The sequence below is a fragment of the Paracoccus albus genome (assembly GCF_027913035.1).
Lineage (GTDB): Bacteria > Pseudomonadota > Alphaproteobacteria > Rhodobacterales > Rhodobacteraceae > Paracoccus > Paracoccus albus.
In genome coordinates, this window is the sequence record NZ_CP115775.1 from 252,724 (window position 1) to 268,487 (window position 15,764).

The 15,764-nt window shown below is 60.3% G+C and carries 14 protein-coding genes and 1 pseudogene; 10 read left to right on the forward strand and 5 right to left on the reverse strand.

What is annotated here, in order from left to right; translation table 11 throughout:
* Window positions 1–20 precede the first annotated feature (20 nt).
* Window positions 21–1,433, reverse strand: coding sequence for an arabinose isomerase (locus PAF20_RS01290; protein WP_271071957.1), 1,413 nt, complete (start codon window positions 1,431–1,433; stop codon window positions 21–23).
* A 185-nt stretch (window positions 1,434–1,618) separates the two neighbouring features.
* Here PAF20_RS01290 and PAF20_RS01295 point away from each other — a divergent pair, with 185 nt between their 5' ends.
* The gene (locus PAF20_RS01295) at window positions 1,619–2,524 is read left to right on the forward strand and encodes a helix-turn-helix transcriptional regulator (RefSeq protein ID WP_271071958.1); all 906 of its coding nucleotides are present in this window, start codon (window positions 1,619–1,621) and stop codon (window positions 2,522–2,524) included.
* 47 nt (window positions 2,525–2,571) lie between these two features.
* Here PAF20_RS01295 and rhaI read toward each other — a convergent pair whose 3' ends face one another.
* Together rhaI and PAF20_RS01305 are read right to left on the reverse strand one after the other, a co-directional pair.
* Window positions 2,572–3,846, reverse strand: coding sequence for an L-rhamnose catabolism isomerase (rhaI, locus tag PAF20_RS01300; RefSeq protein WP_271071959.1), 1,275 nt, complete (start codon window positions 3,844–3,846; stop codon window positions 2,572–2,574).
* A 5-nt stretch (window positions 3,847–3,851) separates the two neighbouring features.
* Window positions 3,852–5,954, reverse strand: coding sequence for a bifunctional rhamnulose-1-phosphate aldolase/short-chain dehydrogenase (locus tag PAF20_RS01305; protein ID WP_271071960.1), 2,103 nt, complete (start codon window positions 5,952–5,954; stop codon window positions 3,852–3,854).
* Between the two features lie 182 nt (window positions 5,955–6,136).
* Here PAF20_RS01305 and PAF20_RS01310 point away from each other — a divergent pair, with 182 nt between their 5' ends.
* The 7 genes from PAF20_RS01310 to PAF20_RS01340 are packed head-to-tail and all read left to right on the forward strand — an operon-like array spanning window position 6,137 to window position 13,173.
* Window positions 6,137–6,943 (forward strand): DeoR/GlpR family DNA-binding transcription regulator, encoded by an 807-nt coding sequence (locus PAF20_RS01310; RefSeq protein ID WP_271071961.1) that lies wholly within the window; start codon window positions 6,137–6,139, stop codon window positions 6,941–6,943.
* A 30-nt stretch (window positions 6,944–6,973) separates the two neighbouring features.
* On the forward strand, window positions 6,974–7,975 hold the full coding sequence (gene rhaS / locus PAF20_RS01315) for a rhamnose ABC transporter substrate-binding protein (protein WP_271071962.1): 1,002 nt from the start codon (window positions 6,974–6,976) through the stop codon (window positions 7,973–7,975).
* Window positions 7,976–8,026: 51 nt separating this feature from the next.
* Window positions 8,027–9,541: a sugar ABC transporter ATP-binding protein gene (locus tag PAF20_RS01320; RefSeq protein WP_271071963.1), complete on the forward strand. Its 1,515-nt coding sequence runs from the start codon at window positions 8,027–8,029 to the stop codon at window positions 9,539–9,541.
* Window positions 9,538–10,509, forward strand: coding sequence for an ABC transporter permease (locus tag PAF20_RS01325; protein WP_271071964.1), 972 nt, complete (start codon window positions 9,538–9,540; stop codon window positions 10,507–10,509). Before PAF20_RS01320 ends, PAF20_RS01325 begins: the two co-directional genes overlap by 4 nt.
* The gene (locus tag PAF20_RS01330) at window positions 10,506–11,507 is read left to right on the forward strand and encodes an ABC transporter permease (RefSeq protein ID WP_271071965.1); all 1,002 of its coding nucleotides are present in this window, start codon (window positions 10,506–10,508) and stop codon (window positions 11,505–11,507) included. The genes PAF20_RS01325 and PAF20_RS01330 overlap by 4 nt, the downstream gene beginning before the upstream one ends.
* Entirely contained in the window at window positions 11,507–11,821 is a 315-nt protein-coding gene (locus tag PAF20_RS01335) for an L-rhamnose mutarotase (RefSeq protein WP_271071966.1), read from the forward strand. Before PAF20_RS01330 ends, PAF20_RS01335 begins: the two co-directional genes overlap by 1 nt.
* Window positions 11,818–13,173, forward strand: coding sequence for an FGGY-family carbohydrate kinase (locus PAF20_RS01340; protein ID WP_271071967.1), 1,356 nt, complete (start codon window positions 11,818–11,820; stop codon window positions 13,171–13,173). The genes PAF20_RS01335 and PAF20_RS01340 overlap by 4 nt, the downstream gene beginning before the upstream one ends.
* Window positions 13,174–13,417: 244 nt before the next feature.
* On the opposite strand, the gene PAF20_RS01345 is transcribed toward PAF20_RS01340, so the two are convergent.
* The gene (locus PAF20_RS01345) at window positions 13,418–13,609 is read right to left on the reverse strand and encodes a hypothetical protein (protein WP_271071968.1); all 192 of its coding nucleotides are present in this window, start codon (window positions 13,607–13,609) and stop codon (window positions 13,418–13,420) included.
* 351 nt (window positions 13,610–13,960) lie between these two features.
* Here PAF20_RS01345 and PAF20_RS01350 point away from each other — a divergent pair, with 351 nt between their 5' ends.
* The gene (locus PAF20_RS01350) at window positions 13,961–14,110 is read left to right on the forward strand and encodes a hypothetical protein (RefSeq protein WP_271071969.1); all 150 of its coding nucleotides are present in this window, start codon (window positions 13,961–13,963) and stop codon (window positions 14,108–14,110) included.
* Window positions 14,111–14,118: 8 nt separating this feature from the next.
* Window positions 14,119–14,544 carry a hypothetical protein gene (locus tag PAF20_RS01355; RefSeq protein WP_271071970.1) on the forward strand — a complete coding sequence of 142 codons (426 nt, stop codon included), beginning with the start codon at window positions 14,119–14,121 and terminating at the stop codon, window positions 14,542–14,544.
* Between the two features lie 458 nt (window positions 14,545–15,002).
* Here the strand turns inward: PAF20_RS01355 and PAF20_RS01360 are convergent.
* Window positions 15,003–15,760: pseudogene (locus PAF20_RS01360) on the reverse strand (IS5 family transposase).
* Window positions 15,761–15,764 lie beyond the last annotated feature (4 nt).

Consider the following 15,764-nt stretch of genomic DNA (forward strand, 5'->3'; position numbering starts at 1 on the left):
TATCGATTCTTTAACGCGCCCTAACAGATGCGCGTAAATTCCAGCCCCAACAGCAGGGCCAGCTTTTCCACCCGGCCTGCGATATGTCCGACACCTACCGCGCAATGATGCGCCGGGCCCGAGGCGTTCCAACTTTCACAAAAGTTGCGTGCGCCAACAGGGAAACGATAGCGACTGTTGGTGTTGCCAATCTGAAGAATCGGCCCCTCGACGGATTCGCCCTCTGCGACAAGTAGCTCCACACGCCCCTCCCGTTCAATCACCGACAACAGAGTTACAGGGCCGTGGCGGACCGACATTTCGACAGAAAGACCTTTGCCGACCTTGCCGTGATAGACCTCCAGCGGGCGGACTTTCGTCGGGCCCTCGGCAATTGCGGTATGCCCCGGTCCGTCATGACCCATCAGGACGACATCATCCTCGTAATCCACTGCGTAATATTCTGTGAAAGAGCCGCCCGCGCCGAACGCATCCATGATCTTCATGGCCTGCGCGTTCTTGATCTCGTGTTCACCCGCCACGGGCACCCCGGACGCGGTCAGCATCGAACAGCCGAGAATCACCGATGAGATAATGTCTTCATGCTCGTGACCCGGTACGGATTTGTAGAAATATGCCATCGACCCGATTTGGTGGCGTTCCGCCAACTTAAAGAGCGCCGCCGCAGTCTTGGCCGCACGGTCGAGTTCGGCTGGGTCGCAGTCTGGTTGGACGTCAAATTCGGACAGGATCCGGTCAGAAACAGAGCTGATTTCGTTATGGGTCAATTCGTTGCGGATCGTGGCAAGGTCGTCCATCTCTAGGAACTCGACAATGGTCCCGAAGGCGGCGCATTGCGCCGTCAGGTCGGAGTAGATGTCGAGCATGCCATTATAGTAGTGGCCCATGACCCCCAATCTGTTATGCGCCATGATATGCGCCACGCGGGCAGCCTCGACCCAGTCGTCAATCTGGGTGTCGACATGGGCGTCCCCTTCCAGAACGCCGGTAATCTGATGGACGGCGAAGCCCGCACGCATCAAGACATTTGCGATTTCGGGAACTGGGCAGGCGGCGCAATGCGCCAGCCATTCGCCTGTCATCGCCCGGCGATTGCCCAACGCATTGAACTTAACATAGTCGATCGCAGCTTCTGGCTGGAGGTTCAGTATCACCACCGGCACGCCCGCACGCCGCACTACCGGCAGAACTGTAGATGATAGGGCATAGGTGGTCACATGCAGGAAGAGCAAGTCAATATCTGCGGCGCGAAATGCATGCCCGGCTTTCACTGCGGCATCTGTCGTGTCGATCAGGCCGAGATTGACGATTTCAATTCCTGGTCGTTGCAGCTTCGCATCGACAAGGCCGACATAGCTGGCCAGCCTTTCATGCAGTCCGTCGAATTGTGGCCAATAGGCATCGAGGCCGATGCCAAAAAGCCCAATCTTCAAAATGTGTCGATCGGCCCGCGAGCCGTCCGTCCTCGACATATTCGCTCCGCTCGATCCGGTCACTTCGTCCGTCGGATGGCTGTCCAAGTCGTATCCGAAAAATGATCCTATCATCGATATTAACATTCGGAATTCGTCTGTTAACGTTGTATGTTTTTCGAAAAGTGACCTTTTACATATGAAAAATGATCATAGCCCCATCCGAAGACTATTTCGCCTATATGCCGCGGAACCGGCTTTGTGAGATCTGGGGATGCACGGCATTGTCTACCGGCTTCACCCGAATAGCGCCGGGTTCCGCGTATCCGCCCGTTCGGCATCCGGATGATCATCACTTCGTGTGGCAGCGCGGGCGTACATTGCAGGCCTATCAGTTCGCGCTTATCAGCGAGGGTCAGGGTCGGCTGGAGGCCGCGCCCGACGAGGCAAAGCTGCACCAGATCCAGGCTGGCGATGTTATCCTGCTTTTTCCCGGTATCTGGCACCGTTTTGCGCCCGATCCTGAAACTGGCTGGACCGAAAGCTGGATCGAATGCACAGGATCAGCCTTCGATCGGATGTTAGAGATGGGGCTTCTCTCGCCGGAACGCCCGGTGTGGCACGCTGGCGATGCTGCGCGGGAAATCTTCAAATATATCCACAATCTCTCGCGTGAGGATGCACTGGGCAACCAGTCTCAGATATCAACACTCGGACTGACGCTGCTGGCCGCTTGCTGTGGGACCGGGCTACGCCCCGAAATGGATCAGTTGAAAATGGTCGAGCGTGCGCGCCGTATTCTGATGGAGGAAAGTGGCGAGCCGCCGCCGCTTAATCAACTGGCCCGACGTCTTGGCACAAGCTATTCCACGCTTCGGCGGCTATTTCGTGAGCATGCCGGCATGTCGCTTAAGCAGTACCAGACCGAGGTCAGAATCCGCCGCGCATGTGAGTTGCTCCGAAGCTCTGACCAGTCGGTAAAGGAAATCGCGGGCCATCTGGGTTACAGTTCGGCCTTCCATTTCTCGGCGCAGTTTCGGAAATCTACCGGCCTCCCGCCCTCGCTATGGCGGGACCGCAACGCAGTCCGCTGGTTATCGGCGCGACGTTGAACGGCAGCGGATTAGGCCGCTGCCGCTGCTGGCATGTGCGGTTTGGTTCAGACGATGCCGCCGCCCCCGCCCGCTGACCTTGGGCGATTGGCTGCGACCTGTGCCCGATAGCCCGAGGCGCGATAGACCGACACCGGATCAATAGCTGCCCCCGCGCGTCGGCGCGCCGTGGCCAGAATGGGTTCGACATCGGTGCGGAAGGCCGCGCGCAGCGTCGCCGCCGCCATCAGCGCGTCATTTGCCTGACGGTATTCCTCCAATGCGGAGCGGTCGACAAGGCTTGCCTGAACATATGCGCGCTGGATCTCGCAGGCGCTGACGATCAGGCTTTCGATAGGGTCGGTGACGTTATGGCTCTGGTCAATCATATGGGCGAGATTAAGGCCTGGTGTATCCTCCAACTCGACCAACTCGTTGAAGACGAGGAACAGCCGGAATGGGTCAATCGTGCCGCTGTCCAGATCGTCATCGCCATATTTGCTGTCATTGAAATGGAAGCCGCCCAACTTTCCTGCGCGGATCAGTCGGGCGACGATCATCTCGATATTCACATTGGGGGCGTGGTGGCCAAGGTCCACAAGGCATTTCGCTTGATCGCCCAGTTCCTGCGCGATCATCAGGCTGGTGCCCCAATCCTGCACGACGGTCGAGTAGAAGGCGGGCTCGTAGATCTTGTGCTCGCTGAAAATCCGCCAGTCCTCGGGCAGCGCCGCATAGACCTGTTTCATCGCGTCCAGATAGCGGTCGAACTGCTGCGACAGCGAGGTCTGGCCGGGAAAGTTCGACCCGTCGCCGATCCAGACCGTCAGCGCCTTCGATCCGATCTTTTCGCCGATCTCGATGCACTCGATATTGTGGTCAATCGCCTGCTGGCGCGTCGCCGCGTCGACATGCGAGAGTGAGCCGTATTTGTAGCTGAGCGGATGGTCGTCGTGATCCTGAAACGTATTCGAATTCATCGCGTCGAAGCCGAGACCCAGTTCTTCGGCCTTGGCAAGCAGATCCGCGGGATCGGCCTTGTCCCATGGGATATGCAGGCTGACTTTGGGCGTGGCGCGGGTCAATTGCTGGATCACCCCGCAATCGTCCAGCTTGTCCATGATGCCATTGGGCTCTCCGGTCCCGGGGAAACGGGCGAAGCGGGTGCCGCCGGTGCCGGTCCCCCAGCTGGGGATGGCGACGCCGAAACCCTCGGCGCGGGTGGTCAGGGCTTCGATATCCACGCCGCGCCGGGCCAGCCTTGCACCGAGCGCGTTGTAATCCTGGGCCAGATCGGCGGTAGCCTTGGCGTTTTCGGCCTCGATGAGGGATGCGTCGATCATGGTGCTCACCGCGTGAAAGCCTGGACGTTGCCGGCGTCCACATTGATGATGTTTCCGGTCGATTTGGCCGACAGGTCGGATGCGAAGAAATAGATACCCTCTGCGATGTCTGCCGGCAGCACAGATCGCTTCAACATCGAGCGCTGGCGATACATTTCTTCCAGCCCCTCCTTGTCGGTCTTGTAGGTCGAGGCGCGCTGATCCAGCCAGTCGCCATCCCAGATCTTGGACCCGCGCAGCACCGCGTCGGGGTTTACCACGTTCACACGGATCCCGGCCTCGGCCCCTTCCAGCGCCAGACAGCGAGCGAGGTGGATCTCTGATGCTTTGGCCGTGCAATAGGCAGAAGCGTTGGGGCTGGCGGCAAGGCCGTTCTTCGAGGCCACGAAGATTACCGAGCCGCCGATATCCTGGGTCCGCAAGATGCGGAACGTCTCGCGGCTGACCAGGAAATAGCCGGTGGACAGGATGTCCATATTCTTGTTCCACAGCTCCAGCGAGGTCTCCTCGACCGGCGCTGAAGACGCGATGCCCGCGTTTGAGACCAGAATGTCGATGCCGCCGAATTCCAACGCGGTTTCGGCAAAGGCACGCGCGACTTGATCTTCATCGGTGACGTTCATCTGCACGCCGCGCACCACATCGGCACCGTGTCGGGCAGCGAAGCCTTTCGTCACTTCATCCAGCGCGCCGGCGTCGATATCGGCCAGCATGACGCAAGCGCCTTCGCGCAGCATCCGTTCGGCCGTGGCCGCCCCGATCCCGCCCGCGCCGCCGGTGACAAGCGCGATCCGGCCGGCCAGCGATTTCGGCTTGGGCATCCGTTGTAGCTTGGCTTCTTCCAGCAGCCAGTATTCGATGTCGAAGGCCTCCTGCTCGGGCAGGCCCTGATAGGTCGAAACGCCCGAGGCGCCGCGCATCACATTGATGGCATTGACATAGAACTCGCCCGAGATCCGCGCCGTCGCCTTGTCCAGTGCGAAGGTGATCATGCCGACGCCTGGGATCAGATAGACGACCGCATTCGGGTCGCGCAAAGCCGGGCTGTCGGGGTGCTTGCAGCGGTCGTAATAGGCCGCGTAATCTTCGCGATAGCTGGCCACGGCATCGGGCAGGCTGGCGATCGTCGCGTCCAGATCGGGATTGGCCGGGTCGAAATCGATCACCAGCGGCCGGATCTTGGTGCGCAGGAAATGGTCCGGGCAGGACGTGCCAAGCGGCGCCAGATCGTCCAGCATGTTCGATCCGACGAATTCCAGAACCGCCTGCTGGTCGTCGAAATGCCCGACCTTGTGGCGGTCCTTCGAAATCAGCCCGCGAATGACCGGCATCAGCTTCGCTGCAATTTCCCGGCGCTCATCGGCGGGAAGGGCCGGCAGTTTTTCACCGCCGAAAACCGGCTTGCCCTCGGTCTTCGCTTCAAGCCAAGCGGCGGCCTTGTTGATGACATCCAGCGTGCTCTGATAGCATTCCTCAGCCGTGTCGCCCCAGGTGAACAGCCCGTGGCTTTCCAGCACGGCGCCCTTGGCCTCGGGGTTTTCCTTCGCGAAATTTTCCAGCCACAGACCAAGCTCAAATCCGGGTCGCTTCCAGGGCAGCCAGCCGATTTCGTCGCCGAAGATTTCCGCGGTCAGCTCGCGCGAATTTTCCGAGGCAGCAATGGCGATAATGGCATCGGAATGGACGTGATCGACATGTTTGCGTGGCACATAAGCGTGCAGAGGCGTGTCGATGCTGGCCGCGCGCGGGTTCAGGTTGAAAGTACAGTGCGGCAGATAACCAACCATCTCGTCTTCATGTTCAAGCCCGCGATACTTGCCCTTCAGGGCTTCAAGCTTGGCCATGTAAAGGGTTGCGAAAGCGTCCATCTTCATCGACCCGATATCGCCACCCGAACCCTTGACCCACAGCACCTCGACCGCCTCGCCGGTCAGAGGGTCAGTTTCCATAACCTTGGCTGAGGTATTGCCGCCGCCGTAATTCGTCACCCGCTTGTCGGACCCCAGAAGGTTCGAGCGATAGAGCAGCTTTTCCGATTCGCTGAATGATGCGGCCTTCGCCTCATCCCACAGATTTTCCAGACGATTTCCGGTGCCGGACTGGGTCATGATGCCTCCCTCGCGGCGGACGGACTGCCCGCCTTCCGCCTTTTGGGTACACATTATGTCAGTCAATTGTCAATCAATTTCAATCATAATTGATCATTATGCAGACGTAGAATGCATTTCTCGCTCAAAAATGATTGACAATAATCGAAATGGCTGGAAATCTGTATGGAAGAGGAGGCATCATGCTTGAAACCGAACGCCATCGGATCATTCTCTCCGCCGTGCAGGAAAAGCCGGTGGTGACGGTCGCTGATCTTTGTACGCTGACCGGCGTGTCCGAGGCCACGGTGCGCCGAGATATCGCCACGCTGCATATGACCAAGAAGCTGCGCCGTGTGCGTGGCGGGGCCGAGGCCATTGCCCCGACCCAGTTCGCCGGCATCAACGCAAGGCCCTTCGCGGTCAATCAGACCGTCAATGTCGCCGAGAAACGCGCGATTGCGCAAGCCGCCGTCGGTCTTTGCGAAGACGGCGATGCGATCATCATTAATGGCGGTACGACGACGTTCCAGATGGTTCACCCGCTGACGACGAAACGGCTGCAGGTCTTCACCAACAGTTTTCCGATTGCCGAACACCTGCTGAAGCAATCGAAGAATACCGTGCTGTTGCCGGCCGGCGCAATCTATCGCGAACAGAACATCATACTTTCGCCTTTCGATGCCGATGGCAGCAGTCATTTTTATGCGAGGCGCATGTTCATGGGCTGCCGCGCCCTTGGTCCCTTGGGCCTGATGGAGGGTGACCCGCTGCTGGTGCAGGCTGAGCAGAAGCTGATCGGCCAGGCCGATGAACTGGTCGTGCTGGCCGACAGTTCCAAATTCCGCCAGCGCTCCAGCCTGCTGCTGTGCCCGCTGAGCCGCATTCACACCGTTATTACCGACGATGGCATCGAAGACCGTGCGGCGCAGATGCTGCAAGCCGCAGAAATACGACTGATCGTGGCCCCCGCCGCCGCATCGGACCGCAAGAAGCGCGCGGAGACGTGATGCGCTGATACCGCTCATAGGGAGGAAAGCATGGGCATTTTTCGAAAGGCACTGACTACGGCAGCACTTGCCACCGCGCTGATTGCGGGCACGGGGCAGGCGCAGGATGGCGAGAAGATGCGTATCGCACTTGTCGCCAAGGCGCTTGGCATCGGCTTCTTCGAGGCCGCAAATGAAGGGGCGCAGGAAGCCGCGGCCGAACTTGGCGATGTCGAGATCATCTATACCGGCCCGACCGACACCACGGCCGAAGGCCAGATCGAGGTGATCAACAGCCTGATCGCGCAGCGCGTCGATGCCATTGCGGTCAGCGCCAATGATACCGATGCGCTCGTCCCGGCCCTGAAACGGGCCATGGATCGCGGGATCACCGTGATTTCCTGGGATTCCGGTGTCGCGCCGGAAGGCCGTGCGATGCAGTTGAATCCCTCCTCGGCCCCACTGATCGGCAATACGATTATCAAGCTGGCCGCCGATCATCTGCCCGATGGCGGCGATGTGGCGGTGCTGTCGGCCACCACCACCTCGACCAATCAGAACACCTGGATCGAAGAGATGAATAAGGTCGCCGGCGACTATCCGAACATCAATGTCGTGGCGACGGTCTATGGCGACGATCTGGCCGACAAGTCCTATCGCGAGGCGCAGGGCCTGATGCAAACCTATCCGGACCTGAAGGCCATCATCGCGCCGACCTCGGTGGGTATCGTGGCGGCAGCGCAGGCAGTGACCGATGCCGGCAAGATCGGCGAGGTGAATGTGACCGGACTTGGGCTGCCGTCCGAAATGGCAGGGCATGTGAAGTCAGGCGCGTCGCAAAGCTTCGCGATCTGGAACCCGATCGACCTTGGCTATACCGCGACAATGATCGCCTATCACCTGGCCAAGGACGACGCGACTGCTGAACCCGGCGCGGTAATTCCTGTCGGCCGCATGGGCGAGGTGACGCTGGACGACAATACCGAGGCAGCGATGGCAGACCCCTTCACCTATGACGCATCGAATATCGACGAATTCAGTTCGATCTTCTGATCCTGACGGGGTCCGGTGCGTCCGGGCCCCTTTCCTTTCTGGGGGACTTTCATGCAGGCCGATGCACAAAAGCCCGTGCTGTCCTTGCGCGGCATCGTCAAGACATTTCCGGGCGTGCGCGCACTGGATGGGGTGCAGATCGACCTTTATCCGGGTCAGGTCACCGCACTGATCGGCGAAAATGGCGCCGGGAAATCGACCATCGTGAAGATACTGACCGGAATCTATCAGCCGGATGAGGGCCAGATCATCGTCGACGGGGTTGAGACGCATTTCGCGACCGCACAAGCGGCGGGACAGGCCGGCGTAACCGCGATCCATCAGGAAACTGTGCTGTTCGACGAATTGACCGTGGCCGAAAACATCTTCATCGGTCATGCCCCGCGCGGGCGTTTCGGGCTGATCGACCGCGCCGAAATGACGCGGCGCGCGCGCGAGATCCTTGATTCCATCGACGCAGATCTTGATCCCAGCGTGAAGCTCTCTGATCTGGGCATCGCGTCCAAACATCTGGTCGCCATCGCGCGCGCGCTGTCCATCGACGCCCGCGTCGTCATCATGGATGAACCCACTGCCGCGCTGTCGCATAAGGAAATCGCCGAGCTTTACGAGCTGGTCGAGAAGCTGAAGGCACAGGGCAAGGCGATCCTGTTCATCAGCCATAAATTCGACGAGATCTTCCGCATCGCCGACCGCTGGGTGGTCTTCCGCGACGGCCAGTTTGTCGGCGAGGGCGTGCTGGAAGCGACCAGCGAGGCCGATCTTGTCCGCCTGATGGTCGGCCGCGCCGTCGATCAAATCTATCCCAAGCGCCCGGCCGTGATCGGCGCGCCGGTGCTGACCGTTTCCGGCTATTCCCACCCGACCGAGTTCGAGGATATCGGATTTACCCTGCATCAGGGCGAGATCCTGGGCTTTTACGGCCTTGTCGGTGCCGGTCGCAGCGAGGCCATGCAGGCGCTCTTCGGCATCACCCAGCCATCGAAAGGGGCGACGAAGATCGGCGAGGATGTGCGCGTGATCCGGTCCACCGCGCAAGCGGTCGAAGCGGGGATCGTCTATGTCCCAGAGGATCGGGGCCGGCAGGGCGTCGTCAAGGGGCTGCCGATCTTCGAAAACGTGACTCTGCCATCCCTGCAACGGACCAGCCGAAACGGGTTTCTGCAACTTGCGAATGAATTTGCGCTTGCCCGCGACTATACGCAGCGGTTGGATCTGCGCGCGGCAAGTCTGGATCAGGATGTCGGGCTTCTGTCGGGCGGCAACCAGCAGAAGGTCGTCATCGCGAAATGGCTCGCAACCAAGCCGCGCGTGATCATTCTGGACGAACCCACCAAAGGTATCGACATCGGGTCCAAGGCCGCCGTGCATGATTTCATGTCGGAACTGGCCGCCGAGGGGCTAGCTGTCATTATGGTCTCCAGCGAGATCCCTGAGGTTTTGGGAATGTCCGACCGGGTGATCGTCATGCGCGAGGGCCGCATCGTCGCCGAATTCGCGGGCGATGAGATGACGCCGGAAAACCTCGTCCGCGCCGCTGCGGGAATCCGGGGGGCTGCCGCGTGAATATCCTGAAATCGCGCGAAACCATTCTCGGCCTCGCCATCTTTCTGCTGCTGGCGCTGATCGCCAGCCGCTTTCCGGCCTTCGTCCGGCCGCGCAACCTGGCCAATGTCTTCACCGACACCTCGCCGCTGATCCTGTTGGCGCTTGGGCAGATGGTGGTGATCCTGACCAAATGCATCGACCTGTCGGTGGCCGCGAACCTCGCGCTTTGTGGGATGATCGCGGCGCTGATGGACGGGGCCGGGATACCGCTGGTGTTGATCCTGCCGGCGGTGATCGCGCTTGGCGCGGCGCTTGGCGGGGTGAACGGGCTGCTGGTCTGGAAGCTGGGCATCCCCTCGATCGTGGTCACGCTGGGGACGATGACCATCTTTCGCGGCACGATCTTCCTTTTGACCGATGGCGCCTGGATCAATGCCCATCAGATGAGCGATGCCTTCAAGGCCTTCCCTCGCGCCGTGATCCTTGGCCTGCCGGTGATGGGCTGGATTGCTGCCCTTGTGATCGCGGGCTTCGCGGTCCTGCTGACGCGGACGCCGCTTGGCAGGGCTTTCTACGCGGTCGGCGGCAATCCCCATGCGGCGGTCTATACCGGGATCTCGGTCGGCCGCACCCAATGCGCCGCCTTCGTGATCGCCGGCGCGCTTGCCGGGCTGACGGGCTATCTGTGGGTCGCGCGCTATGCCGTCGCCTATGTCGATATCGCCGGCGGGTTCGAACTGGACGTGGTCGCCGCCTGCGTGATCGGCGGCATCGCCATTGCCGGCGGATCGGGCACCGTCGCCGGCTGCGTAATGGGGGCGCTGTTTCTGGGCATCATCAAGAATGCCCTGCCGGTCGTCGGCGTATCCCCCTTCTGGCAGATGGCGATTTCCGGCAGCGCCATCCTGATCGCCATCGCCTTCAACGCTCGCGGCAGCCGCGCGCCGGGACGCATCATCCTTAAACAGGCAGAGCACAAGTCATGAGCGATACGGCACCGACCCATACCGGCCGCCAGATCCCCGACCGGCTGCAAAGCCCGCTTAGCCGCGCCCTGAAAAGCTGGGAGGCCCTGCTGCTGGTCGTGGCCGTGGCGATCTTCATCGTCAACAGTTTCGCCTCGCCCTATTTCCTTGATCCGTGGAGCCTGTCCGACGCCACCTTCAACTTCACCGAAAAGGCGATGATCGCCTTCGCCATGGCGCTGCTAATCATCTCGGGCGAGATCGACCTGTCAGTCGGCGCGATCATCGCGTTGGCATCGACGACGATCGGGCTGGCGATGCATGCGGGCGCGGGGATGCCGGTTCTGGTGATAACAGGTCTGGCGACGGGTCTGGCCTGCGGAGCCTTCAACGGGCTGCTGGTTGCGCGCTTCGCCCTGCCCTCGATCGTCGTGACCATCGGCACGATGAGCCTGTTTCGCGGTATTTCCTATATCGTGCTGGGCGACGGCGCCTTCACCGGCTATCCGTCCGGTCTTGCCTGGTTCGGGCAGGGTTATGTCTTCTGGGTGATCACCGTCGAACTGGTGATTTTCGCGCTTCTGGCCATTATCTTCGGGGTGCTGCTGCACAGGACGAATTTCGGCCGCACGGTCTATGCCATCGGCAACAATGTCACCGCCGCGCGGTTCAGCGGCATAAAGGTCGAGCGGGTGAAATTCATCCTGTTCCTGCTGACCGGCCTGACCAGCGGGATTGCCGCGATTTGCCTGACCTCGCGGCTCGGGTCCACACGGCCCAGCATCGCGGCCGGATTCGAGCTGGAGGTGGTGACCATTGTCGTCCTTGGAGGGATCAGCATCCTTGGCGGGTCGGGCTCCATCCCCGGCGTGGTGATCGCGGCCTTTGTCATGGGGCTGGTGACATTTGGTCTGGGCCTGCTGAACGTGCCCGGCATCGTGATGTCGATCATAATGGGCGTGCTGCTGATCGGTGTGATCGCGCTGCCCCGGCTATGGGCCATGACACGGAGGAGATGATGCAAAAATACGCCTTTCGGATGACCCTTCTTCCGGGGAAGGAGGCCGAGTATCGCGCGCGTCACGACGCGATCTGGCCCGATCTGGTCGAGTTGCTGCAGGGGGCCGGGATCAGCGATTACTCGATACATCTGGATCCAGAAACCAATGCGCTGTTCGGCGTGTTGTGGCGGGCGGAGGATCACGGCATGGACGAATTGCCGAACCATCCGGTGATGCGGAAATGGTGGGCGCATATGGCAGACCTCATGGCTACCCATCCAGATGACGAACCCGTGGCCGTGCAGCTGGTCCCCATGTTCCACATGCCATGACCCACATCGCCGTCATCGATATCGGGAAGACAAATGCCAAGCTGGCGCTTGTCGACGGCGCGACACTGACTGAAATCGCCGTCGTCACGCGCCCGAACAAAGTGCTGCCCGGTCTGCCTTGGCCGCATTTCGATCTTGAAGGCCACTGGGATTTCTTCCTTGAGCATCTGACGCGCGTTCACTCGGAACACGGCGTAGACGCAATTTCCGTTACCACTCACGGCGCATCGTGCGTGCTGCTGGATCATGACGGAGATCTGGCAGCTCCTATGCTGGATTACGAACATCCCGGCCCCGATTTGACGAGGGCGGAATATGAAGCAATCCGGCCGGATTTCGCGCAAACCGGATCGCCACGCCTACCCATGGGGTTGAATGTCGGCGCACAGCTGCATTGGATGCTGAAAATCGACCCAAGGTTAGATCAGCGGCTGGCACATGTATTGACCTATCCGCAATATTGGGGTTGGCGGTTGACTGGCGAACTGGCCAGCGACGTCACCTCTCTTGGTTGCCATACCGACCTCTGGAATCCTTGGAAGGGGCAGTTTTCGGACCTTGTGGAACGGCTTGGGCTTGCGGGTCGTATCGCCCCCGCTCGGCGCGCGAACGAGATACTGGGTAAGCTAAGGGGCAATATCACAGCGCGTACAGGGCTTAAACAGGACACTCCGGTCTCGGTTGGGATTCATGACAGCAATGCATCGCTTTACCCCTACTTGCTGGGGCGGGAAGCACCCTTCGCTGTTGTTTCGACCGGGACCTGGGTCGTGGCGATGGCAGTTGGTGGGGACCAAGTGGCGCTGGACCCAGCACGTGACCTGCTGGTCAATGTCGATGCGCTCGGCCAACCGGTGCCCTCGGCACGGTTCATGGGCGGGCGCGAATATGACTTGATCCGCGCCGGCAGTGATGCGAAGCCCGACGACACCGAACGCAACAAAGCCCTTGCCGATGGGCTCATGATCCTGCCCGCGGTCGAGCCAAGCTCGGGCCCTTTCGCGGGGCGGGCGATGGAATGGCGTGGGGCGCCCGCAAATGAGGGACAGCGCATCGTGGCGCTGTCCTGGTATTTGGCACTGATGACGGATCTGTGCCTGCGTCTAATCGGCGCGCGCGGCCCGACCATCGTCGAAGGACCGTTCGGGCGCAATCCGGATTATCTGGCGATGCTATCGGCGCTGCGCCCTCAGGGCGTCGAGATCGCGCAATCGGCCACCGGCACCTCAACCGGGGCGGCACTGCTATGCATGGCTCACGCCAAGCCGCCGCAGACGCGTGAGGTCGGGAGCCCGCAGAATGCCCACGCATTGGCGCGCTATGCGGCGGCGTGGCGTGATGCGTTGGGATAATATGTCCGTCCTCGCCCATAATCGCCGACTCGCAGACGACACGACGCACCCCGTCAGAACTGCATCACTTCGGATGGCCAGTTGCCAACATTCGAGACGCAAAAAAGATCCTTTCATTGGCAAAGCGCGACGGTCGGTTTCGGACGCATGCCGGATTGATTTTCGCTCATGCTGGATATCTCATCTGATCTTCTATGACACGGTTTGGCAAACGATCTCAGATCCTATCATATGACTATTTCGCTTACGCGTGTGAGCTTGCGGTCGGCGCGTCAGCACCATATAGCATGATCGCGCGCAGCGCTGCGACGCCAAGCGCCGGACCGCCCCCCTTCAGTGCCAAAGCGACGTGCTCGCCCAGCCATCCGGAAAACGCCGGAGTCGCCTGAACGCTGATGATGATCAGCCCAAGAGCAAGGACCGTAAGATTGGACATCAGCCTGCCGGCTATTTTAAAGCGGGCGGGCCGCGTCGGCGATCATGGTCGACAGCTGGGCGCTTTCCGGGATGAAGATTGCGCCCGAGATAAGGATTAACTTCGGGCTCAGCCAGACGGGCCACCGAAACTCAGCGCCGAGACAAATACCATGCTGCCCGATACCCAGCATCGCCCCAGCACAGACCCGTGCCTTCCATCGGGGCAAGGATGGTCAAATATGTCTGGACGCCATCCGGCCAACTGGTCCCGCAGCAAGAGGAACCCTGTTCGGGACCGAATTATCGAGGCAATTCCTTCGATAATGAACGCGAGCCTGTTGCGCTGCCGGAATGTTCGGAAGTGTTCACGATGAGCTATGTAACCGAGGCCGGGCAATCGACCGTGCGTTTCAGCCTGATCGACTTCGATCTTGCGTGGCAGAATTTGGCTGAAACAGACCGGCAGATTCCGGAACAGATTTCCGACGAAGGCGTGCAGTCATCTGACATGAAGCTTTGAGCAAGGGCGTGGAGGAACCGCTCAGCCCGGAAGAAACCCAAGACCGGATCGCGCTTTTGGTCACCATGGCCGTGGATTCCGGATTTCTGCCGTTGCACAGCGCGGAAAAGCTGCTGATCTATGGGATTATCGATGTTCGGGAGGCAGTGATCGACATGCCTGCCGGACAAAGGCCGATTCAGGTTTTTGAACCAACGCTCATTGCGATCAGTGTGGCCGCGATCCTGCGAACGACCTCGGTCCCTGAACCGTTGGCGGGGCGGGAAAAGGGTGTCGGTGAAGGAACGGCAAAGTGCGGCTTCGAAGCCCTGATTCCTCGTGGCAAGCGGAAATGGGTTTTGTCACGGAAATACTTGGAGAGCGGTGATGCCGACAATCATCGATTGATGGATGGAATCGTGGTCCGCTATTGGTGGAACAGCGTCTCGCATTGACGCAATGTTCATCTACAAGCCCAACGAGCAGCACCGGCCCAGAGCCTTCGGTCAGTTCTTCGATATGCTGTACCACAGCAATCCCCGCAGTGGTCATTCGCTCTACGCAGATAAACCTCGCGCGAAGCAGCACCTTCAGTTGAAAGCAAGAATTTCGGCCCGTCTCTGCATGTCTCTCTCTTGACTTCAAATGTGGGGCTGTCGCCTAGATTGGGGGGGATGCTTTCGGCGGAAACGCCGGAAGGACGTTGCCTAAAATCTGTTATTGTCATCGTTATTTTTGTGGCTGCTATCCTCTTCGCTTTCAGTACATTCTGCATTGGGCTGTTTGCTTTAGTAGGAGGGATTGCTATGGAAACAGAAGTACGCGCAGTTATCGGAAATTTTGCAATTGGATCATCCGCGACCTTGACCATTATGGCCTGAAGGATCGTGACGGCTGGTGCTAGGGTTGAGACTCAATCGGCCGACCGAATGATGGTTGCTGCGATTGCGATGGCGGCGGCGAAGTTTCTCGCGAGTTTGTCGTATCTTGTTGCGATGTGTCGCCAGTCCTTGAGGCAACAGAAGGCGCGCTCGATTCTGTTGCGCCGTCGATATGCTTTCTGTTCATAAGGGATCGGCCTATTGCGTGACCGGGTTGAAGGGATGAGGGCTTCAGCCCCGCATTCGGCAAGGCGCTTGCGAAGGCTGCCCGCGTCATAGCCCCGGTCGGCCAGCAACCTTGCCGGCGGCGGCGACAAGGCGAGCAATTGCGGGGCGGCGGAAATATCGGCGCCGTTGCCCGGGCCGAGGATGAAGGCCACGGCGCGCCTGCAGGCATCTGTTAGAGCATGGATTTTCGTCGTGGGCCCGCCACGCGAGCGCCCGATGGCCTGAGCTTCGCCCCCCACCTTCCGCCATGCGCCGAGCGATGGGCCCGAATGGCGGAACTGTCGATGCTGAGCTTTTCGGGCCAGTCCGGCTGCGCTCAGAGCTGCGTGAAGATCCGTGTCCACAGCCCTTTGCGGCTCCAGCGGTTGAAGCGGTTATAGATCGTGGTCGCCGGACCACAGACCGCCGGACTATCCTGCCAGCGGCAACCGACGCGCAGCACATGGACGATGCCGCTGATCACCCGCCGATCATCCACGCGCCGCGCCGCGGGTTGGTTCTTTGGCAAAAGCGGCTCGATCGCCGCCCATGCCCGGTCCGAAAGCCGGTATGCCGCCGCCATCACC